23 protein-coding genes and 2 pseudogenes are annotated in these 22,287 nt (G+C 38.8%); 21 read left to right on the top strand and 4 right to left on the bottom strand.

Features of this window, described 5'->3' with window-relative positions:
* Nucleotides 1-94: 94 nt before the first annotated feature.
* The 10 genes and pseudogenes from ACOMCU_RS05660 to ACOMCU_RS05615 all read left to right on the top strand — a co-directional run.
* The gene (locus tag ACOMCU_RS05660) at nucleotides 95-877 is read left to right on the top strand and encodes a phosphatidylserine decarboxylase (protein ID WP_010859959.1); all 783 of its coding nucleotides are present in this window, start codon (nucleotides 95-97) and stop codon (nucleotides 875-877) included.
* 36 nt (nucleotides 878-913) lie between these two features.
* The gene (locus tag ACOMCU_RS05655) at nucleotides 914-1,435 is read left to right on the top strand and encodes a YqeG family HAD IIIA-type phosphatase (protein WP_010859958.1); all 522 of its coding nucleotides are present in this window, start codon (nucleotides 914-916) and stop codon (nucleotides 1,433-1,435) included.
* Nucleotides 1,432-2,535 carry a ribosome biogenesis GTPase YqeH gene (yqeH, locus tag ACOMCU_RS05650; RefSeq protein WP_010859957.1) on the top strand — a complete coding sequence of 368 codons (1,104 nt, stop codon included), beginning with the start codon at nucleotides 1,432-1,434 and terminating at the stop codon, nucleotides 2,533-2,535. Before ACOMCU_RS05655 ends, yqeH begins: the two co-directional genes overlap by 4 nt.
* A gap of 31 nt (nucleotides 2,536-2,566) precedes the next feature.
* The gene (gene aroE / locus ACOMCU_RS05645; RefSeq protein ID WP_010859956.1) at nucleotides 2,567-3,397 is read left to right on the top strand and encodes a shikimate dehydrogenase; all 831 of its coding nucleotides are present in this window, start codon (nucleotides 2,567-2,569) and stop codon (nucleotides 3,395-3,397) included.
* Between the two features lie 5 nt (nucleotides 3,398-3,402).
* Nucleotides 3,403-3,705 (top strand): ribosome assembly RNA-binding protein YhbY, encoded by a 303-nt coding sequence (gene yhbY / locus ACOMCU_RS05640; RefSeq protein ID WP_010859955.1) that lies wholly within the window; start codon nucleotides 3,403-3,405, stop codon nucleotides 3,703-3,705.
* A 9-nt stretch (nucleotides 3,706-3,714) separates the two neighbouring features.
* Nucleotides 3,715-4,284, top strand: coding sequence for a nicotinate-nucleotide adenylyltransferase (locus ACOMCU_RS05635; protein WP_010859954.1), 570 nt, complete (start codon nucleotides 3,715-3,717; stop codon nucleotides 4,282-4,284).
* Nucleotides 4,274-4,846, top strand: a complete 573-nt coding sequence (gene yqeK / locus ACOMCU_RS05630; protein ID WP_010859953.1) for a bis(5'-nucleosyl)-tetraphosphatase (symmetrical) YqeK — start codon at nucleotides 4,274-4,276, stop codon at nucleotides 4,844-4,846. The genes ACOMCU_RS05635 and yqeK overlap by 11 nt, the downstream gene beginning before the upstream one ends.
* Nucleotides 4,843-5,187 carry a ribosome silencing factor gene (gene rsfS, locus ACOMCU_RS05625; RefSeq protein ID WP_010859952.1) on the top strand — a complete coding sequence of 115 codons (345 nt, stop codon included), beginning with the start codon at nucleotides 4,843-4,845 and terminating at the stop codon, nucleotides 5,185-5,187. The genes yqeK and rsfS overlap by 4 nt, the downstream gene beginning before the upstream one ends.
* Complete coding sequence (locus tag ACOMCU_RS05620) at nucleotides 5,188-5,928, top strand: class I SAM-dependent DNA methyltransferase (RefSeq protein WP_010859951.1); 741 nt, start codon at nucleotides 5,188-5,190, stop codon at nucleotides 5,926-5,928.
* Between the two features lie 54 nt (nucleotides 5,929-5,982).
* A pseudogene (locus ACOMCU_RS05615) lies at nucleotides 5,983-6,228 on the top strand (GNAT family N-acetyltransferase); the annotation flags it as partial.
* A 93-nt stretch (nucleotides 6,229-6,321) separates the two neighbouring features.
* Here ACOMCU_RS05615 and ACOMCU_RS05610 read toward each other — a convergent pair.
* Nucleotides 6,322-6,852 carry a GNAT family N-acetyltransferase gene (locus ACOMCU_RS05610; RefSeq protein ID WP_010859949.1) on the bottom strand — a complete coding sequence of 177 codons (531 nt, stop codon included), beginning with the start codon at nucleotides 6,850-6,852 and terminating at the stop codon, nucleotides 6,322-6,324.
* Nucleotides 6,853-6,987: 135 nt separating this feature from the next.
* Here ACOMCU_RS05610 and ACOMCU_RS05605 point away from each other — a divergent pair, with 135 nt between their 5' ends.
* The 4 genes from ACOMCU_RS05605 to ACOMCU_RS05590 all read left to right on the top strand — a co-directional run bounded on the left by ACOMCU_RS05605 (nucleotide 6,988) and on the right by ACOMCU_RS05590 (nucleotide 11,861).
* On the top strand, nucleotides 6,988-8,154 hold the full coding sequence (locus tag ACOMCU_RS05605; protein WP_421049633.1) for a DUF4085 family protein: 1,167 nt from the start codon (nucleotides 6,988-6,990) through the stop codon (nucleotides 8,152-8,154).
* Between the two features lie 85 nt (nucleotides 8,155-8,239).
* Nucleotides 8,240-8,887, top strand: a complete 648-nt coding sequence (locus tag ACOMCU_RS05600) for a helix-hairpin-helix domain-containing protein (protein ID WP_421049632.1) — start codon at nucleotides 8,240-8,242, stop codon at nucleotides 8,885-8,887.
* Between the two features lie 113 nt (nucleotides 8,888-9,000).
* On the top strand, nucleotides 9,001-9,570 hold the full coding sequence (locus ACOMCU_RS05595) for a ComE operon protein 2 (protein WP_010859946.1): 570 nt from the start codon (nucleotides 9,001-9,003) through the stop codon (nucleotides 9,568-9,570).
* A gap of 77 nt (nucleotides 9,571-9,647) precedes the next feature.
* Nucleotides 9,648-11,861, top strand: a complete 2,214-nt coding sequence (locus ACOMCU_RS05590; RefSeq protein ID WP_421049631.1) for a DNA internalization-related competence protein ComEC/Rec2 — start codon at nucleotides 9,648-9,650, stop codon at nucleotides 11,859-11,861.
* 32 nt (nucleotides 11,862-11,893) lie between these two features.
* Here ACOMCU_RS05590 and ACOMCU_RS05585 read toward each other — a convergent pair whose 3' ends face one another.
* Nucleotides 11,894-12,031, bottom strand: coding sequence for a YqzM family protein (locus ACOMCU_RS05585; protein WP_010859944.1), 138 nt, complete (start codon nucleotides 12,029-12,031; stop codon nucleotides 11,894-11,896).
* A 160-nt stretch (nucleotides 12,032-12,191) separates the two neighbouring features.
* Between ACOMCU_RS05585 and holA the strand changes: the two genes are divergently transcribed.
* The gene (holA, locus tag ACOMCU_RS05580; RefSeq protein WP_010859943.1) at nucleotides 12,192-13,202 is read left to right on the top strand and encodes a DNA polymerase III subunit delta; all 1,011 of its coding nucleotides are present in this window, start codon (nucleotides 12,192-12,194) and stop codon (nucleotides 13,200-13,202) included.
* A gap of 54 nt (nucleotides 13,203-13,256) precedes the next feature.
* Nucleotides 13,257-14,291 carry an acyltransferase gene (locus ACOMCU_RS05575; RefSeq protein WP_421049630.1) on the top strand — a complete coding sequence of 345 codons (1,035 nt, stop codon included), beginning with the start codon at nucleotides 13,257-13,259 and terminating at the stop codon, nucleotides 14,289-14,291.
* A gap of 119 nt (nucleotides 14,292-14,410) precedes the next feature.
* Here the strand turns inward: ACOMCU_RS05575 and rpsT are convergent, their stop codons facing one another.
* Nucleotides 14,411-14,659, bottom strand: coding sequence for a 30S ribosomal protein S20 (rpsT, locus tag ACOMCU_RS05570; RefSeq protein WP_010859941.1), 249 nt, complete (start codon nucleotides 14,657-14,659; stop codon nucleotides 14,411-14,413).
* 163 nt (nucleotides 14,660-14,822) lie between these two features.
* Between rpsT and gpr the strand changes: the two genes are divergently transcribed.
* From gpr to lepA, 4 genes are all read left to right on the top strand, one after another.
* Nucleotides 14,823-15,839 (top strand): GPR endopeptidase, encoded by a 1,017-nt coding sequence (gpr, locus tag ACOMCU_RS05565; protein WP_010859940.1) that lies wholly within the window; start codon nucleotides 14,823-14,825, stop codon nucleotides 15,837-15,839.
* A 51-nt stretch (nucleotides 15,840-15,890) separates the two neighbouring features.
* A complete protein-coding gene (gene spoIIP / locus ACOMCU_RS05560) occupies nucleotides 15,891-16,721 on the top strand; it encodes a stage II sporulation protein P (protein ID WP_230491855.1) in 831 nt (276 codons plus the stop codon).
* Between the two features lie 691 nt (nucleotides 16,722-17,412).
* A complete protein-coding gene (locus ACOMCU_RS05555; protein WP_421049629.1) occupies nucleotides 17,413-19,332 on the top strand; it encodes an acyltransferase family protein in 1,920 nt (639 codons plus the stop codon).
* Nucleotides 19,333-19,516: 184 nt separating this feature from the next.
* Nucleotides 19,517-21,343 (top strand): translation elongation factor 4, encoded by a 1,827-nt coding sequence (gene lepA / locus ACOMCU_RS05550; protein ID WP_219362488.1) that lies wholly within the window; start codon nucleotides 19,517-19,519, stop codon nucleotides 21,341-21,343.
* A 104-nt stretch (nucleotides 21,344-21,447) separates the two neighbouring features.
* Here the strand turns inward: lepA and ACOMCU_RS05545 are convergent.
* Nucleotides 21,448-21,615, bottom strand: a pseudogene (locus tag ACOMCU_RS05545) (tyrosine-type recombinase/integrase); the annotation flags it as partial.
* A 204-nt stretch (nucleotides 21,616-21,819) separates the two neighbouring features.
* Here ACOMCU_RS05545 and ACOMCU_RS05540 point away from each other — a divergent pair.
* Nucleotides 21,820-22,155, top strand: coding sequence for a phage holin family protein (locus ACOMCU_RS05540; RefSeq protein ID WP_421049628.1), 336 nt, complete (start codon nucleotides 21,820-21,822; stop codon nucleotides 22,153-22,155).
* Nucleotides 22,156-22,287 lie beyond the last annotated feature (132 nt).

Genomic DNA, 22,287 nt, shown 5'->3' with positions numbered 1-22,287 from the left:
GGGGGATCACTCCTTTGCACTTAAGATATTGTACCATTATACTTCGGATGCGAAAAAATTGACAGTCTAATTTAATCGATAGGAGTTTTGCTTTATGAAAGAGAAACTGTATCAACGCTTGATAGAATTAACAAATGGCAAGCAGTCCTCCCATATTTTGCAAACAATTGCAAAAGCAAAGTGGAGTAGACGTATTATTCCGAGCTATATGAAAATATACGATATTAACCTTGAAGAAGTTTCAAAAAAAACACAACAATTTTCAAGTTTGCACGACTTTTTTACGAGAGAGTTATTAGAAGAAGCACGACCAATCGAACAAAGTCCTACAATCTATGCAAGTCCAGTTGATGCGAAAGTGGAATCTTTTGGACGTATTGAATGGGATATGACTTTTCTTGTAAAAGGCAAGCCCTATTCTTTACAGGATTTACTAGGTAATGCAGAGCGGGCTGCTCAATATGCAGATGGACATTACATCGTGTTTTACTTAAGCCCAGCAGATTATCACCGAATGCATAGCCCGATTGATGGCCATGTACTACGACAATATACGCTAGGTCAAACATCCTACCCTGTAAATCAACTTGGTCTCACATATGGTAAAAAACCGATTTCGCATAATTATCGCCTTGTGACAGAGTTGAAAGTGGCAAATGACCAGCAAGTCGCATTCATTAAAGTTGGTGCTACCTTTGTAAACTCCATCGTGCTGACAAATACGACAGCCCATTGGCGTAAGGGTGAGGAAGTCGGTTATTTTTCATTTGGTTCAACAGTGGTTATGCTATTTGAAAAAGATGCCATTGCATTTACTGATAATGTAGTGCAGGGAAGCCCAATTCGAATGGGTGAAGCCTTCGCAAATATGCTATAATGGTCGAATAATACATTTAGATTAGGGGTCGCTATTTTGTATAATTTTTTATTACCAGATGAATTTGTGACGAGTATTTTTGAAATAACACCAGAAAAGCTTCAAGAACTAGGCATTAAAGGCATTATTACGGATTTAGATAATACGCTTGTGGAGTGGGACCGTGCAGATGCAACGGAAGAGCTAATTATTTGGCTACGTATTATGAAAGAGTCGGGTATTCGTATTATCATCGCATCGAATAACAACGAGGCGCGTGTTAAACATTTTGCTGAACCACTGGGGATTCCGTATATTCATAAAGCGAAAAAGCCATTCCGTAATGCATTTTATAGTGCCATTATTCAACTAGGGTTACGTCCAAATGAAGTAGTAATGGTAGGAGATCAACTACTAACAGACGTAATGGGTGCCAATCGATTAGGCTTGCATACGGTTTTAGTAAAACCAGTTGCACAATCAGATGGACTCGTTACAAAATTTAATCGTTTCATTGAGCGCCGAGTGTTCAGTGATTTAAAACGAAAAGGAATACTTACTTGGGAGGAAAAAGAATGAACGAAATGCCAAATTGTATTGGCTGTGGTACGACAATTCAAACAGAAGATAAAACAGCAGTTGGGTATGCACCCCCATCATCATTAGAAAAAGACGTGGTCATATGCCAACGTTGCTTCCGTTTGAAAAATTACAATGAAATTCAACCAGTGTCATTAACGGATGATGATTTTTTACGTATTTTAAATGGTCTAGGAACACAGCAAGGCTTAATCGTAAAAATTGTTGACATTTTTGACTTCAATGGGAGCTGGTTGCCAGGGCTTCACCGCTTCGTTGGCAAAAATCCAGTGTTACTAGTAGCAAACAAAGCCGATTTACTACCCAAGTCTGTCAAGCCTAAAAAAGTCATTAATTGGTTAAAACGTGAAGCAAAGGCTCTTGGCTTACAACCAATTGATGTACTTTTAGTCAGTGCGCATAAGGGCAACGGGATGGCTGAAGCAATGGAAGCTATCGACGAATACCGTAACGGACAAAATGTTTACGTTGTAGGTTGTACCAATGTTGGGAAATCGACTTTCATTAACCGCATTATTAAACAAGCAACTGGTGAAGGAGAAGTAATTACAACCTCTCATTTCCCAGGAACAACATTAGATATGATTGAAATACCACTTGATGATGGTAGTGCATTGTATGATACGCCAGGAATTATTAATCACCATCAGATGGCACACCATATTGACGCAAGTGAATTGAAATATATTATGCCCAAAAAAGAAATTAAGCCAAAAGTTTATCAGCAAAATGCTGGTCAAACATTATTTATTGGGGCCCTTGCTCGTTTTGACTTTATCCAAGGGGAGCGTTCAGCATTTACGGTACATGTGGCAAATGATTTGCCGATTCACAGAACGAAGCTTGAAAAGGCGGATGCATTATATGCTGAGCATAAAGGGGAGTTACTGGCACCACCAACTTCAGACTTTATCGACCAGCTACCAGATTTGGTACGTCATGAGTTTTCGATAAAAGAAGCGAAAACCGATGTGGTGTTTTCTGGTCTCGGTTGGATTACGATACAGCATGCAAATGTTGTCGTTGCAGCACATGCGCCAAAAGGTGTACAAGTATCGATTCGTCCGTCACTCATTTAATAAACAAACAGGAGAGAAGAGGCACTAGAAAATGAAGAAGTGGTTTGCGGTTATTGGCGATCCAATCGAGCATTCTAAATCACCAGCAATGCAAAATGCATGGTTTGAAGAAATGATGATCGATGCGGCGTATATTCCAGTGCATGTAACATCTGAAAGTTTAGAGGCAGCCGTTGCTGGTTTTAAAATATTGGGTGCAAGTGGCTGGAACGTCACAATCCCACATAAAACAACGATCATTCCTTATTTAGATGAGCTAGATGAGTTAGCAGAAAAAATGGGAGCAGTAAATACCGTAGTACGTACAAAAGAAGGCAAATTAAGAGGGTATAATACAGACGGCGTTGGATTTGTTCATTCACTTGAAGAAGCTGTTGGCAAATCGCACAAGGAAAAGCCTGTGCTTCTTATTGGAGCTGGTGGTGCAGCACGTGGGATTGCATTTGCGATGCAACAGCAAGGTTATACGAATTTAACCATTGCTAATCGGACAGTGGCGAATGCGCAGACTATTGTTGATGAATTGGGTATTGGCCGTGCCATTACATTGGCACAAGCAGAGGAAACATTGGCTGACTTCAGCATTTTAGTGCAAATGACGTCGGCTGGGCTTGCTACGGGCAATTTTTCAATGCCATTTTCACTAGATCGACTTGCAAAAGGCGCAATTGTTGCAGATATTGTGTATAATCCATTAATGACGCCTTTTTTACAAGCGGCTGTGGAAAAAGGGGCAACCGTCGTAACAGGTCTTGGGATGTTCGTGCATCAAGGAGCGATTGCTTTCAATTACTGGCTTGGCGAATATCCAAATACAAATTCAATGATTGCGCAATTGAAGGCGCAATTAGGAGGACAATAATTTTTATGTTAACAGGTAAACAAAAGCGTTTTTTACGTGCAGAAGCACATCATTTAACACCGATTTTCCAAGTAGGGAAAGGCGGCGTTAGTGACGAAATGACAAAGCAAATTCGAGAAGCATTAGAGGTACGTGAGCTTATTAAGGTACGTATTTTAGATAACTGTGAAGAGGACAAGCAAGATGTGGCAGATGCTCTAGCAAAGGGTACGCATGCGCAGCTTGTACAATTAATAGGTCTAACAGTTGTTTTATATAAAGAATCACGCAATAACAAAAAGATTGTATTACCCAAAGTAGCGAAATAAGGTGAGGCAATGAAGAAAGTCGGTTTACTCGGAGGGACGTTTAATCCACCTCATATCGGGCATTTAATGATGGCAAATGAAGTATTTCATGCCTTGGCATTAGATGAGATTCGTTTTATGCCGAATGCACTACCACCGCATAAGCTGGCACGTCATGATGCAAGTGATACAGCTCGACTTGAAATGGTAAAGCGTGCAATAACTCCATATCCGCATTTTCGTGTAGAGTCGTATGAGGTAGTCAAAGGTGGCGTATCCTATTCGTATGAAACACTTGCTGCATTATGTGGAAGAGAGCCTGATGTTCAGTTTTACTTTATTATTGGTGGAGATATGATTGATTCTCTCCATACATGGTATCGTATCGACGAATTAGTAAAGCTTGTGCAATTTGTAGGTGTGAAACGTCCAAGTACGGAGGCACAAACAGAGTACCCTGTATTAATGGTGGAAGTGCCACAAATCGATTTATCGTCAACCTTGATTCGCGAACGCCTTGCTACTGGTGGAACGGTAACATTTTTATTGCCAGAAGTGGTAGAGACGTTCATACGAGAGGAAGGTCTGTATGGAACGTGAACAGTATTTAGCGGCGATTAAGCCACGAATGCCTGAAAAGCGCTATATTCATACGATAGGTGTAATGGAAACAGCGATTGCCTTAGCGAAAGTGTATGGCGAGGACGAGAAAAGAGCTGAAACAGCGGCCATACTTCACGATATTGCAAAGTATGCAGATATTGCTTGGATGGAAAAAATTGTTCGCGAACAACAACTAGATCAACGTCTTATTGGATGGGGTAGTGAATTACTACATGGGCCAGTCGGTGCGTATATTGCAGAACATGAATTTGGCATTGCGGATGAGGATTTATTAAATGCTATTCGTTTTCATACGACAGGACGTGTGGGCATGAGCCGTTTAGAAAAAATACTTTTTGTTGCAGATATGATTGAACCAAATCGTCAATTTGACGGAGTAGAACGTCTGCGCAAAAAAGCACAAAAGAATTTGGATAAGGCCGTGAGTGCTTGTGTGCGTCATACATTGGCGTTTTTAATTGACACGAGGCAACCGATTTATCCACTATCAATAGATTGTTATAACGATTTGATGAAAAGAGAGGACAGTGAAGGATGACTTCAACTTTATTACAGGCAGCTTACAAAGCAATTGACGACAAACATGGTGAGGATATTGTCGTGTTAAATATGCAGGGTATTTCACTATTAGCAGATTACTTCATCATTGCTCATGGTAACTCAGACCGCCAAGTGCAAGCTATTGCACGTGAATTACAAGATGTGGCAGTGAAAGAGGGCCATGAGATTCGTCGTGTGGAAGGCTTCGATGGCGCACGTTGGATTCTTGTAGACTTAGGTGATGTTGTGGCACACGTCTTCCACAAAGATGAGCGTGCTTATTATAACTTAGAGCGTCTATGGGGCGATGCACCTCAGCTAGACATTGCTGAGGCGTAAGTGAGTAGTTATGAGCGTTTTGCTCAGGTGTATGATGAGCTGCAAATTGATATTCCTTATAGTCGCTATGTGGAATGGGTTATGCGGCATGCACCGAGTAAACAATACCCGAATCTTTTAGATATTGGCTGTGGTACGGGTGTGCTTGGTCTCTTACTTGCAGATGCTGGCTACAAGGTGAGTGGCGTCGATTTATCTGAGGAGATGCTGGCGATTGCAGCGGAGCGTTTTGCAGCTGTAAGATTGCAGATACCACTTTATTGCATGTCAATGCATGAATTAGACGGTTTTGCGGAACTTGATGTTGTCACAATTGCCATTGACTCACTCAATTATGTCGTTGAGGAAGCAGAAGTATATGCAACACTAGAGCGTATTTTTGAGGCTTTACGAGAAGGTGGACAGCTATTCTTTGATGTCCATTCATTATTTAAAATGGATGAAATCTTTTTAGATGGTCCCTTTACGTATGATGACGGTGATATAAGTTATGTATGGCATACCGAACCTGGTGACTTTGAACATGCTGTTGTCCATCAAATGACGTTTTATGTGCGTGATGGGGCAAGTGACTTGTACGAGCGCTTCGACGAGGAGCATATACAACGCACATTCCCGCTTGAACAGTATATGACATGGCTTCGTACAATCGGTTTTAAGGATGTTGAGGTAACGGCTGATTTTACAGAGGAAGCACCTGAAAACGAAAGCGAACGCATTTTTATACGTGCGGTGAAATAATAGACACAGCCCGGTTGAAGTTCTAAACTTTATCGGGCTGTTTTTTAATTCAATATGGTTGTTAGGAAGGAGCTGTTCTTTTTGGAAATAGTCATTAGACAAGAAAAAGTATCAGATTATAAGGAAACAGAAGACGTAGTGAGAGCTGCGTTTGCACATGAAGAAATGAGTGACCAAACAGAGCATGAATTAGTAGCACGATTGCGAAATTCAGCTGCTTTTCAACCACAATTGTCTTTAGTTGCCGTTGAAAATAAACGAATTGTTGGTCATGTTTTATTAACAAAAATAACAATAGTACTGCCTTTTTTAGTTAGCTACCAGTAAAAATTAATATTTAAAAATACTTGTCTCTATCATATGGAGGAGCAGGTATTTTTTTGTATTTGCTTCTTATCGTAAATCCTTGAAATAAGTACTTGAGGATTTTAAATCTTCCCAACCATAAACATGTTCTATTAACTTCCTATTAGCAATTTTTATGTCAATGCTATTTATAAAAGAAGCTCCTAATTTTTCGTAAAAGTATTTTGATGGATTATCTGCTAACGCAAATACAAGCATTGAATTCATGCCAGAATTTCTTAAACATTGAATAATTGTTTGTACTAGCTGTTTTCCAATGCCTTTACCTTGATAATTTTCTATTAAATATATTGAACTTAATGCCCCTTCAAAATCACTATATTCGTCGTTTTGATTTTTACCTCCACTACAAAAACCAATAATTTCGCCACTATCATTTTCTGCAACAAATACATATTCGTTCAGGATATTTTGTTGCCACAAATTTTCTCTTTTTTCATAAGATAAATGTTCAAGATAGCTTTGTGGAATAATATTTACGTATGTACTTTTCCAACTATCTACATGTACTCTTGCTATTGCTTGTGCATCTTCAATAGAGGCAGTTCTCACCTTCATAATGATTCCTCCCTTATAATAACTCCATTAGTTCCATAAATTATATAATTTATGGAACAGAATCATTAAAAGTGGCATAAAGTTTATGACACTTTGACGATATATACGCTAATATAATAGAAATGAGGTGATTGTATGTGGAATTTATCGCTACAGCATAAAAAGGCTTATGAGCAAGCGCATGTGCTAACGCTTGTTGAAAACGATGCCGCCTGGGCGGATGAAATAGCGTATGCTCAAGAGCAGGGACTTAATTTACTGCAGGAAAAAAACAGGGAAATCATGGAACTACGGGATTATTTACTAAGCTTTCTACCACAGCGTTTTCATACGTATGTGCTAGATGGTACGATGAATACACCTCAACTTGCAAAAGCTGTCCGAGAAGATTATATAAAATGGCAGCAACAACATATTGCTAAATTTGATGCTGTTTTAGAAGCGGCTTACCATCAAAAAGTGCAGACCTTACCTTATTTAAAAAACACAGTACGTGAGGTTTTTGAGCAATCCTTACATGATACGAGAATAGTTGATGTTGAGCGTTTGGATCATCATATTAAGCTAACTATTGATACAACAGGGGGCTTTACAACTAAATCAATCATATTCTTAACGTTTACGAATATTGTGATGGAGGCTGGCGAGCTCGTAGCAGGTCAGTATTATGTTTATGATGAGTTGCAAAAGACAGCCAATGGAATAGCCTTACGTGTTACGGTCGATTGCCCTGAGACGGAGTGGACGATTGAAGCAAAGGACATCGATGCGGATTATTATTATCGACCTAAAGCTTATTATGATTTTATAGAAAATGATTTCGAATTGTATATGCAAACCTTGCAGTTAGAGCATGGTTTATTATTTTTTGCTCCGCAGGTAAAATCAAAAATAATGGCAATTCACAAGCAATCTCCATTTTTACAATTGGAAGAGGGCAATTTAAATGTAAATGAAAATGGCGTTTTCGTGGGTGATAGACGTGTTGCAGATCAATTAGGGGACTGTATTCACTTTATACATACAGCCGTCTATGAGGACCCTTACGCACATTTTAGTGAGCCTGTACCCATAGAGGTTTTAGAAGAAGCAGCACTTGGCAATGATTTAGAGTTGAAAGTTCGAGCTTGGAATACGATGTATGCAAATCCGGAAGAGTTAGCACCTATTATTCAGCGTATTTTTACGGATATGTTACTTGACGAGGAAGATATGATGCAGTGTGTCTATGTTAACCATTTCAATAAGGAACGTGTGTTAACGAAAGAACTTCAATTAAAATATAAATCGATAATAGATTGATAGAATACTTTTCAATTATAGGGCAATATTGTATGATAAAGGGAGCTCCATATGATGTGCCTTTTGCATAGAAAGGATGTTTTTAATGATCCAATCTTTATGGCAAAAGTATAGAAAAAGTATGTTGCTCCCCGGCATGCTTGTCATCAGTGGACTTTGTTACTTCTATTTTTCGAGTTCTGACTCTTCACCTCCCCAAGAAGAGCTCATCGAAACAATCCAACTTACTGACCAAACTGCATCAATAGAGCCTGTCCAAGAAGCGGTCTCACAACAGGTGATTGTGGATGTAAAAGGTGCTGTCTTTCATCCTGGTGTCTATGAGCTTAAACCTGAGCAACGGATCATAGATGCGGTACAGCTAGCAGGTGGCTATACAGAGGATGCAGATACGCAGTTTATTAATCATGCACAAAAAGTGTTAGATGAAATGGTCATTTATATTCCTATGAAGGGTGAAGAACTAGATCATGTATCATCTAGTTTTATAGCTGTGCCGGCTGGTGAAGCATCTACAGGCAGTGAAGGCGTGAAAGATGGAAAGATTAATATAAATAAGGCAGATGAGGCGGCGCTAACAACTTTATCAGGAATTGGTCCGTCTAAGGCGCAAAGCATCATTGCTTATCGACAGGAAAATGGTAGCTTTCAGTCAATAGAAGATTTAAAAAAGATTACCGGTATAGGCGATAAGACATTTGAAAAACTAAAAGATTCAATTACGGTAAACTAAACTCTTCAATAGTATGTGATATTGACGACTCATTTCAAAAAGGGCTACACTATAGTATAAAAGCGATCGTTGACAGTAAGTATCGATTGCCTAAAATTTTTGGAGGTAGTCATATGGAGCGTATTACTTGGGATCAATTTTTCATGGCACAAAGCCATTTACTCGCTTTACGAAGCACGTGTACAAGACTAGCAGTAGGTGCAACGGTTGTACGTGATAAACGGATTATTGCAGGGGGCTATAACGGCTCGATTACTGGTGATGAACATTGTATAGAAGCAGGCTGCTATGTCGTTGATAATCATTGTGTGCGTACAATACATGCAGAAATGAATGCACTCCTACAATGTGCAAAGTACGGTACACCGACGAAGGGAGCAGACCTTTATGTTACGCATTTCCCCTGTCTGCCATGTACAAAGTCAATTATTCAAGCGGGCATTGAGCGCGTATATTATGCAACAGATTATAAAAACAATCCGTATGCACAAGAATTATTCAAAAAAGCTGGTGTGGAAGTCTTACACGTCCCATTTGATGAACGTAAAATTGACTTCTTAAGCAATGAAAAATTAGCCTTGTACATAGACATGCTGCACGAGTTACGTGAGAGTGGCCTCCCTGCAGAAAAATTACTCCCCTACGAACAGAAGGTGAGTGCATTATTTGGAAAAACACTGTAAAGCATAAATGGATATACGTAGCACTGGCATTACTTGTAGCATCATTAGCGGTACACAAGTCCGCGTGGCTACTTATCATGCTACTACTATTAGCAATGTGGCTTACCTTTAAAGGTGAGCCACATGTAAATTCAGCGTTCGTTGTGGGTGCTGGACTTCTTTCATTTCTCTTCTTATCAATCGTTCACTTGACGGAACCTTCCCCTTTACCGTCATCCTTTCAACTAACATGGACAAACGACTATAAAATCAATGGACAAAAACTACGTGGTTTTGCGAAAACTGAGACAGGTGAGAAACTATATATCGTGTATACCTTCTCCTCTGAGCAGGAGAAAAGTTTTTATGAAAATACACCGATTACAGGCTTTAGGTATCATGTGCAAGGTGAACTTGTAGCACCAAATCCACCCGCACATAAATACGCTTTTTCGATGCACGATTATTTAGTGAGTAAAGGTGCAAATGGCATAGTCGAAGTGACAAGCTGGTCATATGTATCCGCAGAAAAATCAATTCGAGCCTTTCTGGCCAAGCAAAGATGGTACTTGAAACAACATATTGAGGCTACGTTTCCACAGTCACTCGTTGCAGAGGCCCAGGCGCTTCTCATAGGCTTGCAAGACCATGTCGACGATGAACTGGAGCGTGCTTATCAAAAGCTCGGCATTACGCATTTGTTTGCCATTTCAGGTCTACATGTGGCACTCGTGTCATGGTTGTTTTACGAAGGTCTATTGCGCATTGGCGTACGTAAAGAACTAGCGAGGGGTATTTTACTCGTTGTTTTACCTGTATATGGAATTTTGGCTGGTGGTGCCCCTTCGGTATGGCGTGCAGTTTCGGTCGTTGAATTTGTCATGCTGATGCGCTATGTGAAGTGGCAAGTGCCCATTGATGATGCACTAGCAATTAGCTTTATAGGATTTGTACTGCTTGAACCTGGTGTGATTTTTCAGGTAGGTTTTCAATTGTCGTATTTAGCAACGCTGGGTATTGTCTATTCAGGAATGATTTTTAAGCAATCAAAGGGCTGGTTGATGCAGTCATTTTTAGTAACAGTTGTATGCCAACTTTTTGTATATCCGTTATTGCTCCATCATTTCTATGAAGTTTCAATTTCTTCTTTTTTAACGAATATAGTATTCGTACCACTGTTTTCATTTATCATTTTACCAGCTAATATTGTACTGCTTGGTATGACGGCTATATCCATACCTATGGCAAAATTCATGTTCAGTATATATGAGCCATTACGTGTTTGGTTGACCGAGGCAATCATATATTTACAAGCATTGCCGTTTCAGCTTTGGACACCTGGTAAGCCTGCCATTTGGCTTGTCTGTATGGCATTTGTCAGTGTGTTAGTAGGTTTATATTTTTTAGAGGCTAGACACTATGGTAAGTTCGTTATTGTGCTCTGCTTTCCCGTTATTTGTATTCACGTAGCGCCATTGTTGTATAGCGAGACAAAGCTTACGTTTTTAAATGTAGGGCAGGGAGATTGTACGGTTATTGAACTACCTTTTAGGCAGGCTGTGTATGTTGTGGATGCCGGTGGGCTTCTTCGTTTTGAGCAGGAGCCATGGAAGACGCCTACTAGCCCCTATGAGGTTGGAAAACAGGTTGTTGTGCCTTTTTTAAAGGGCAAGGGTATACGAACAATAGATATTTTCTTAGTGACACATGCTGATGCTGACCATGTAGAGGGAGCAGAGGAAGTATTAAAAGAAATTCGCATGGAAGAAATTCATGTGACACCAGACTCAATAGATAAACCTGTGATGCAAGATTTGTTAGTAGAAGCAAAGCAACAAAAGGTGCCTGTTAAAGAAAAGATGCAAGGAACTGCATGGCAAGTGGGCGAGACAAGCTTTCATTATTTATGGCCCCATGATACGAATTACGAGGGCAATGACGATTCAATTGTCTTATATATGCATCAAGGGACGTTTAGGGCGCTTTTAACAGGTGATTTAGAGGAGAAAGGGGAAAGAGAGCTCATCAAGCTTTATGGAAGCCACATAGCGAATATGACGCTTTTAAAGGCAGGGCATCATGGCAGTAAAACGTCAAGCATCGAGCCCTTTGTTGAGCTCTTACAGCCTGAATTGACGATTTTTAGTGCAGGGCTCAATAATCGCTACAAACACCCACATGAGATGGTCGTAGAGCGTTTTAGAAAACGCCAATTAATGACAAGGACAACCGCAATAGATGGCACAATTGAAATCCGAATAAAGGGTAATCAATGGACGATGCATACAGAAAAAGACCTTGTCCAATATTGAACAAGGTCTTTTTACCTGTGTAAGAGGTAGGTTTACATTGCAACATAGTCTACTACTATTGCGATGACGAACATAATAGCAAAGACTGCAAAAGATACGCCGAAACCAATGCCTGAGTCGATTGCATCGTTACGTCTGCATTGTATATTTTTACCTTCAAATGGATTCATTGTTATCCCTCCAATTCTGTTATTTATTATAAGACAACATTTTCATAAAAGCTATATCGAAAACGTGAATTAACCGTGCTGCAAGGGACACAAATCAGTCAAAGTCACAAAGGGCCGTAAATCATGTATACTATTTCTATTGCTATATGGAGGGGAAACAATGATTTCAAACGTTTGGAACAACATAAAAAAAGGTGAGCTTTCGCCAGTTTATTTGCTCGTTGGGGAGGAAAGCTATTTTATAGATGAGACTGTAAAACGTTTAAAAGAAGCAATAGGCCCCGATGAAGAGATAGAAATGAGTACATTTGATTTAGAAGAGATGCCCGTTGATGTAGTGATTGATGAAGCAGATACCATCCCTTTTTTCTCAGAACGTAAACTTATTATTGCCAAAAATGCTTCCTTTTTAAAAGCGACAGAAAAAGGTAAAGAAAAAATTGATCACGATGTGAAACGGTTAGAGGCATGGCTCGGAAATCCTTCAGATTTTTCTGTAACGGTTTTTATTGCACCCTATGAAAAGTTGGATGAACGAAAAAAAGTAACGAAAATGATGAAAGAACATGCCTTTTTAGTACAAGCGGAAACACCAAAAGAGCAAGATTTAGCTGTGTGGATTCAAGGGCTTGTCAAGGCAGAAGGAAACACTATTACACAAAATGCCATCGAGCAGCTTGTTACGATGGTCGGTTCAAACATGCTTCAACTTCAAATGGAAATCGAAAAATTGTCCTTATATTTAGGTGAGGGTGGGGAAATAACGACTACTTTAGTTGAGGATTTAGTGGCGAAAACATTGGAACAGGATGCCTTCAAAATGTTGAATGCATATTTTGCCAATGAACCGGTTGCGGCACTGACTATTTACCACGATTTACTGCGCCAAAAACAAGAACCCATCATGCTTGTAGGCCTTCTTGCATCCAATGTCCGTACAATGTCGAATGTTTTTTATTTATTGAAAAAGGGTTATCATCCGCAGCAAATTGCAAAAAATTTAAAAATCCATCCTTATCGTGTTAAGTTAATGGTTGAGCAACGTAACCGTCCATCTGAGGAGAGTTTACTAAAGGCTCTGTACCAATTAGCTGAAGTGGATTTACAACTAAAAACGACCGGTGGTAATCGTGAGCGTTACTTAGAACTGTTTTTACTACGACAACTGTAAAATTAATTTTAGGTAGACAACGATGGTTGTATAATGTCGTGGGGGGTTTTGAACGTGCAAAAACGAATTCAGTATATGGACAGCTTACGTGCTATGGCAATTTTAGGCGTGCTATTATTACATGCTGCGACACCTTATGTCGTACTTTATGATGAAATTAATGAGATTGATTGGCAAATCGGGATTATTTATAACGCCTTATCTCGATGGTGTGTGCCAATTTTTTTAATGATTAGTGGGGCACTATTACTTGGGCGTAAGGAAGAACCCCTAGGTGTTTTTTTCAAAAAACGTGCCAATAAAATTTTACTGCCGTTTATTGCTTGGTCCGTCATCTATTATGCATGGGCAACATATATGTGGAGCCCTGGCTATTCGTTGAAAGAATTTTTTATTATGTTTTTCAATAATCAGGTATATTATCATTTATGGTATTTTTATGCACTCATTGGTATTTATTTACTAGTGCCAATTTTTAATATTTTTGTCAATCATGCATCAAGACAAATGATTGGCTATGTAATCGTTCTTTGGCTATTATTTTATGGAGGTTTCCGCTATTACTCCTATCTAGTGAGTAATGAATTTACGCTGTTTTTCCCGCTGAGTGAATATATTGGCTTCTTTTTACTCGGCTATTATATAGCGGCATTTGAGATAGCACAGAAATGGCGTATTGGGATATATGTTTTAGGGATGGTAGGAGCAATCGAAACGGTATTTCGTACAAATGTCTTAACGGAGGAGCAGGGGCAATTTACAAGCTATGCTTTTTCGTACACCAGTCCTAATGTTATTGCGATGAGTGTTGCACTCTTTGTTTTTGTGAAATATTGGGTCAATCGAAAGGTAGCACGTGGAACCTATGTGACAAGCGGGATTATCAAGCTAATAGGGCAAACCAGTTTTGGTGTGTATTTAATTCATGCGATGATTCTTGATAAAGTGCGTCCTTACTTTTTTGAAGGCAATGAGCTCTTTTTTAAGCCGTTTATAGCTATTCCCATGCAAGTGTTCATTATTTTAGTGCTGTCAACAATCATTGTGTGGATCATTCAAAAAATACCACTATTAAAACGAATTGTCTAGTAATGGTGTATTATAAGAATTTATAAAAAATGCTGTCCAAAAAGGCAGCATTTTTTCATTGAGAAACGAAAAAAGATCAGTTACCTCAAGAGAGAGTAAACTGATCCTTTATATAACACTTATGCTTTTTTAGCTAGGCGAGACTTTTTACGAGCCGCCGCGTTTTTGTGGATAAGTCCTTTTGAAGCTGCTTTATCTAAAGATTTGTAAGCTGCTTGTAAAAGTTCTTGTGCGTTTTCAGCGTTAGCAACAACAGCGTTTTCAGCTTTTTTCACTGTAGTACGCATTGCAGATTTAGCTTGAGAGTTAGCAGCGTTAGCTTTTGCGTTAACTTTTACGCGTTTAATCGCAGATTTAATGTTTGGCATATCTTTCACCTCCTAAATTAGGTACGAGATGATAACTTCTCATTGATTTCTTGTGTTAATACAACAAAAATCATTTTAACAAACGCTAGGCTAAATTGCAATAGATAAATGCAAAGAATATTTACTTGACAGTTTGAACAAACTATCGATTGAGGTGAACTATATGCAAAATTTAAATTGGCAACGTACGGACTTAATTGACGAATCTGATGAGGTTGTTTTACATCAAACGAGGGAACAGAAAGAAACGTTAGAGCAGTCGAGTGGTATTCAAGTTGAAGATCGAAATGCTGGACGAGTGAAAATTACAGATGTCCAAGTCAATCCTGAGGGTGAACAGCAAATTGGTAAAAAGAAAGGGCAGTATATCACACTGTCCGTACCTACCCTTACGATAGAAGATAAGGATGGTTTTCAACAGCTTGAGGAAGCACTCTTGACGAATTTTAAAAAATTACATGAGTCTATTTCCTGGCAAGATGAAGACAAAATTTTAATCATTGGTTTAGGGAATCGTACAATTACACCTGATGCCATTGGACCTTATTTGATAGATCATTTGCATAGTCTTGAGCAAATTGACGACAAATTTGTGATGTACGCTCCAGGTGTAACTGGACAGACTGGCTATGAAACAGGTGAATTTGTTGCGGCATTGGCAGAACGTATCAAACCAAAACTAATTATCGTAGTCGATGCACTCGCAACAAGAGCAAGTAGTCGTTTATGTAAAACCATTCAGCTTACAGATACGGGCATCCATCCTGGTTCTGGTGTAGGGAATCAGCGCAAGGAAATTTCATTTGAAATGCTTGGCGTCCCTGTGACAGCAATTGGTATCCCAACAGTGGTTGATGCACCCGTTTTAATCGCAGATGCTGTAGAGCTCATGCTACGCTCGATAGCGGCACGTGTAGCGGAACGTGGTAAACCTTCGTCAAAATTATCATTGTCTTCTTGGCAGCCAGATATTAATAAAGAGTTAGATATGTCACTGATAACACCGATTTTTGGGGAATGGGCAACATGGTCAAAGGAGGAGCGGCAGCAGTTGTTTGAAGAAACATTTGCGGCCTCCCATTCACAGCTGATGGTCACGCCAAAGGAAGCTGATTATTGGATTGATAAGTATGCAACACTCATTTCGTCTATGCTAATGAAATGGGCAGGCGATCTATAATTTCATCGTTCTAAAAGACACATCCCCTCCATACGATAAGGGGAGGAGGGTGTGACTTTGCTAAAAAAACTACAATGGTCAACTGGTCTATTATTGTTCTTCTTCGTATTACCTGTCATTGCTGGGCAACTTCCGTTCAATAAGCAAGCATCGACTCCGTTAAAGCAACCAGAGGATAAACAAGTCGTGTTTGCCGCTACTAATTTAGCTGAACAAAGTGCGCTAGAGCAGACGAAAGATCCTGATCCATTTAAAGTCTTGTTATTATTCACGCATTCACATGAAGCCTATCAACCGATGGTGAAGGCTGTCAGCGGGAAAGTAGCCGTTTATGACGAGAAAACAAATATCTATAATTTACAAGATGTTGTTTCCAAGCACTTTAGCATGAACGGTATCCAAACTGATATTTTAGATGTGGATGTCATGAAGGAAATGAAACTTGAGGGGAAAGGTTTTGCTGATGCTTACAACTCTGTACGTCCACATTTAGCGAAACGATTACAAGAACAGTCCTATGATTTAGTCATTGATTTGCATCGAGATTCTGCTAAAAAAGATGCGACAACGATTACACACAACAATGAGAACTATGCACGTATTGCCATTGTCGTTGGTGCAGAACATAAAAATTATCGTTGGAATACTGCTTATGCGGAAAGCTTGTCTGCTGCGATGAATGAGATTGTGCCAAAGGTTTCTAGAGGTGTTATATCTAAAAGTGGTGATAATGTAGATGGTCGCTACAATCAAGATTTAGCAAAGGAAATGATGATAATCGAACTAGGTGGAATTGATAATTCAGAAGAAGAATTAAATCGTACAATTGCCATAATAGGGAAAGCAATCTCAAAAACCTTCATTACTGAGAAAAAAGGTTAAATCTCATCTAGTCTTATTAAAAGCTAGTAGAGATTACTATAATTTTAAAAGGGTAAAAGTTGAGGCTACAGTAGTAAGCCTCCCGAAGTGTCAACAAAGTCGTCAAGAGACGGTTTTGTTGACATTTTTTTAATCTGGTATTTTCACACTCTAATAAAGCTGATATTTCAAGGATTGCCCAAACGCCCAATCAATGAGCATTCGAAATGGTGAAATAAGGAGTTTTATATAAATTACGGTGAATAAACTACTATTAGTAAATTTACCAGAAAAATTTTTTACAAAAACATTTTTTAGCCTTTAATTTGTACATTTCTTGTCTTATAATTTTTGAGTTGGCTCACGGAGTTTTATGAATGAAGCGTTTTAACGGCATATGCAATAGGGCGAAATACGCTTTTGAAGCATCTACCATTTATGGGGATGCTTTTTTTAGATCTATCACAACTATACATATGAAAATGTGCTTTTTAAGATAAACTTATTTATATTTTGGGATGATGAAATTCTTTATAAAGAATTTTTTAGGATGTTTTTTCTAAACTTTTATCCTCCTCTCAAACGTCCTTAATATAAGTGAACGAACTAATGAGAAATAGGGAAAAGGAGACGATGTTTGGCTTCAGACAAATATTTTGCATTATAAATAACGTGGAAATAGAGTTTATAGTTTATTGAAGGAAGGAATAGTATGTTAGGCAAGACATTTAATCATCGTTATATCCCTGGACTAGATGGGATTAGAGCATTAGCAGTACTAGCAGTCATCGCTTACCATTTTGACTTTAATTGGGCCAGTGGTGGGTTCCTAGGAGTTGATATCTTTTTTGTATTATCGGGTTATTTAATAACCTCTACCATTTTACCTTTAAAAGGGAATCGATTGACAGTAAGTTTAGGGAAATTTTGGATTAGTCGGTTTCGACGTTTAGTTCCAGCTGCCTATGTGATGATTATTACATCATTCGTATGGGCGATGCTATTTCATAAGGAACTAATCCATACGTTGCGAGGAGATGCCATATCCTCTATTTTTTATTCAAGTAATTGGTGGTTCATTTTTCATAAACTCTCTTATTTTGATAGTTTTGGTTCCCCTTCACCTTTAAAAAATTTATGGTCTTTAGCCATTGAAGAACAATTTTATCTTCTTTGGCCGATTCTGTTGCTGCTTGGACTCTATGTTTTTAACAAACGAAGTAAATTGGCCATCTTCGTGTTTTTCGGCGCACTATGTTCAGCTGCATTAATGAGCATACTGTATCAGCCAGGCGCTGATCCGAGTCGTATCTATTATGGAACAGATACGCGCTCATTTGAGTTATTAATAGGATGCTGGCTAGCTCTCGTCTGGCCAATGAAAAGACTCTCGTCACAAAAACTAGCTAAGGAGCATGTCACTAAACTAAATAGTATAAGTTTGCTTTCTTTTAGTATTTTTATGTTAAGTATTATTTTTATAGATGAATACCAAGCGTTCTTATATAGAGGCGGTATGTTCCTTTTTTGTTTGAACGCAGCTGTTTTAATAGCATGTGTTTGTCATCCAGTTAGCATTTTAGGGAAGTTACTGTCTTTGAAGCCACTTAGATGGATTGGCTCAAGATCTTATGGCATTTATCTTTGGCATTATCCAATCATGGTGTTGGGTACCCCCGTCCATGAAATTGGTAATCCAGCATTTGGGCGAGTTGCTTTACAGCTAGTTCTTATATTTACCATTGCGGAACTATCCTATCGCTTTATCGAAATGCCTATCCGTAAAGAAGGATTCCGAGCTTATTTTCAAAAATATCTCGTATTTAATAAAAATCAATGGGGTAGCTTTACGTTTGCTAGAAAATTTTCAACAGTGCTTATTCGTCTATGCCTTCTCGTATTTCTCACTGGAATCACGGGTGTAGTTGGAGAGGGGCAACAGGATTCATCAGAGTCCTATCCAACTTCCATTAAAATAAAGGGCGCAGACCAATCTTCAAATCTTAACGAAGATGTGAAGCAACAACAAACATCTGAAAACGACTCTTCACATGTTGCAGATGAAGAAACAGAAACAGGGGGTGTTCAGAACAGAGCACCTGAGCAAGAGGAAAATGAAACAAGCGCTAAACCTGAAAATGAATCTTATAATGGCATATTAGCGATTGGAGATTCTGTAATGATCGATATTGCGACAAGCTTACATAAGGTTTATCCAAACATTACAATCGATGGGAAAATAGGTCGACAAGTTTCTCAAGCTGTCAAGCTGTCACCGAATTATGCTAGTTTCAATCAGCCAAATAATGCAGTTATTATTCAACTAGGCACAAATGGTTACTTTTCAAATGATCAGATGGAGACACTTCTTGGGGCTTTCTCCAATGCCGATATTTATTTAGTGAATACGCGTGTACCACGTTCATGGGAGGGTAAAGTGAATAATGCTTTACTTCAAAAAGCACAAGAGCATGACAATATCACTTTGATTGATTGGCACGCTGCTGCTAGTAATCATCCAGAGTTTTTCGCACCAGACGGTGTCCATTTAGAGCAAAAAGGGATTGACACGTTAACAAATCTTATTCAGCAATCCATAAAAGTTCATGATGCAAGTGAAATAAACTCCTAATAAAATAGCCAGCATACACCATGCGATGGGTGTGGCTGGCTATTTTACATTGCTTGCTATTGTAGAGGAAATGACACGAAATTTAGAGTAATCATTGATTTAACAGCATTTATGCCGTTCTAATGTTGTGGTTTGTATGAAGTTCATAGTATAATTCATTATAGTTTAATTAGGAGTGGAAGAAATGAACCGAGAAGCACGTTTAAAAAGACAAGAGAATATTCGAAATTTCTCTATTATCGCACATATTGACCACGGGAAATCAACGCTTGCAGACCGTATTCTTGAGCAAACGAAATCACTGACTTCCCGTGAAATGAAAGCACAGCTACTCGACTCAATGGATTTAGAGCGTGAGCGAGGCATTACGATTAAATTAAACGCAGTGCAATTAAAATATGAAGCAAAAAATGGCGAAGTGTATACATTTCATTTAATCGACACACCAGGACACGTCGATTTCACATATGAAGTATCACGTAGTTTAGCAGCTTGTGAAGGCGCTATTTTGGTTGTCGATGCAGCGCAAGGCATCGAAGCGCAAACGCTAGCAAACGTTTACTTAGCACTAGATAATGACCTTGAAATTTTACCAGTCATCAATAAAATTGATTTACCAGCAGCAGATCCAGAGCGCGTTCGTCAAGAAGTAGAAGATGTCATCGGTCTAGATGCTTCTGAAGCAGTTTTAGCGTCAGCAAAAGCTGGTATCGGGATTGAGGACATTTTAGAACAGATTGTAGAGAAGGTACCTGCTCCAACAGGTGATCCTGAAGCACCATTACAAGCACTAATTTTTGACTCTGTCTACGATGCATATAAAGGTGTTATTATTTCTATTCGAGTTGTACACGGTACTGTAAAACCGGGCGATAAAATCCGCATGATGGCAACTGGCGCTGAATTTGAAGTCATTGAAGTTGGCGTACATACACCGAAAAGTTCACCACAAGCTGAATTAACAGTAGGTGACGTAGGTTATTTAACAGCATCTATTAAAAATGTAGGGGATACTCGTGTCGGGGATACCGTAACATTTGCAAATCGTCCAGCGGCTGAAGCATTGGCTGGTTACCGTCGCTTAAATCCAATGGTATATTGCGGTTTATATCCTATTGACACAGCGAAATATAATGACTTACGTGATGCATTAGAAAAATTAGAGTTAAATGACTCTGCGCTTCAATATGAGCCTGAAACATCACAAGCACTTGGCTTCGGTTTCCGCTGTGGATTCTTAGGACTTCTACACATGGAAATTATTCAGGAACGTATCGAGCGTGAATTCAATATTGACCTAATTACAACGGCACCATCTGTAATTTACGATGTGCATATGACAGATGGCTCGTCAGTGAAGGTCGATAACCCGTCAATGATGCCAGATCCACAAAAAATTGACCGCGTAGAAGAACCATATGTCAAAGCGACGATTATGGTGCCAAATGATTATGTTGGGGCTGTTATGGAGCTTTGCCAAATCAAACGTGGTAATTTCATGACAATGGATTATATTGATACTACACGTGTTAGCATTATTTATGAAATGCCACTATCAGAAATTGTCTATGATTTCTTCGATTACCTAAAATCGAACACAAAAGGTTATGCATCGTTTGACTATGAGTTAATTGGTTACAAACCATCGAAACTTGTAAAAATGGATATCCTTCTTAATAGTGAACAAGTCGATGCACTTAGCTTCATCGTTCACCGTGACTTTGCTTACGAGCGTGGTAAAGTGATCGTAGAAAAACTAAAAGAATTAATCCCGCGTCAACAATTCGAAGTACCAATTCAAGCAGCAATTGGTCAAAAAATTGTAGCACGTTCAACAATTAAATCAATGGGTAAAAACGTACTTGCAAAATGTTACGGTGGTGACATTTCGCGTAAACGTAAATTACTTGAAAAACAAAAAGCGGGTAAGAAACGTATGAAACAAGTAGGTTCGGTCGAAGTACCACAAGAAGCATTCATGGCTGTTCTGAAAATGGATGATACGAAGTAACGTTGATAAAACAACGTTTATAGGGGTTTTAAATAAGTGTTTTTATATCAGTTGGGTGGAGATTGCCACCGATTTGCCACCGCTTTTAAATTGTGCTAGCAATTTTATAAATCTTTCGCGATGGAATCAAAAATATCGGCAGCATCTCTTGCCATCTTCTGAGGTAAATGGACATAGCGGTCTTCAGTAATTGCTGATCTGCTGTGTCCTAATCTTTTTTGGACTGTTTTAATATGTGTACCATTCTCTATTAATGTTGTTGCATGTGTGTGACGTAAGGAATGCTAGTTAAAACGAATGTTTAATTTTTCACTAATTTTTCTAGTATTATATTTGACTGGATTATTAATGAGCATAAGCTGTCAAAATACTAAATTATTTTTAATGCCTTCCACAGATAACTTGTGGAGGGCTTTTATTATGCAAAAAAGGAAGTGTTGTAATGGAAAAATGGATTGCAGCAGTAAGTGAATTAATTGGCACAATCGTCTTATTCTGTGGACGGCTTAGGAATGGCCGTAACGGTTTTAATCGGATTTATGGCGATTGACTACTTTACAGGAATTATGGGCGGTATCGTGAATCGAAACTTAAACAGTCGTGTCGGATTCAACGGTATCATTCGTAAAATTTATTACGTAATGCTAGTCGGTTCAGTGTATTTACTGGCATTAGTGATTCCAGGTATCGAGTACGCAGGTGATGGTGCAGCCATTGCTTTTTGTGTACTCGATTTTATTTCTATCACAGAAAACGGTACAAAGATGGGCTTGCCTACATCGAGCCTCATTAAAATATTTTATCAATTGTAAAGGATAAAACAGGGGAGGGAGAAGCTAAATGACAAGCGTAACAACATGCTGAGACTTAATCGAACTATTACCAGTTGCACAATTAGCCTGTCGATTGCTAATCCAAGAGCGCTACAACAGGTATTAAGCACA

Origin of the sequence: Lysinibacillus sp. UGB7 (assembly GCF_049058285.1) — a bacterium.
Lineage (GTDB): Bacteria > Bacillota > Bacilli > Bacillales_A > Planococcaceae > Lysinibacillus > Lysinibacillus sphaericus_B.
Note: the sequence above shows the minus strand (reverse complement) of the source record. Positions and strands in the feature narration are given on the sequence as shown.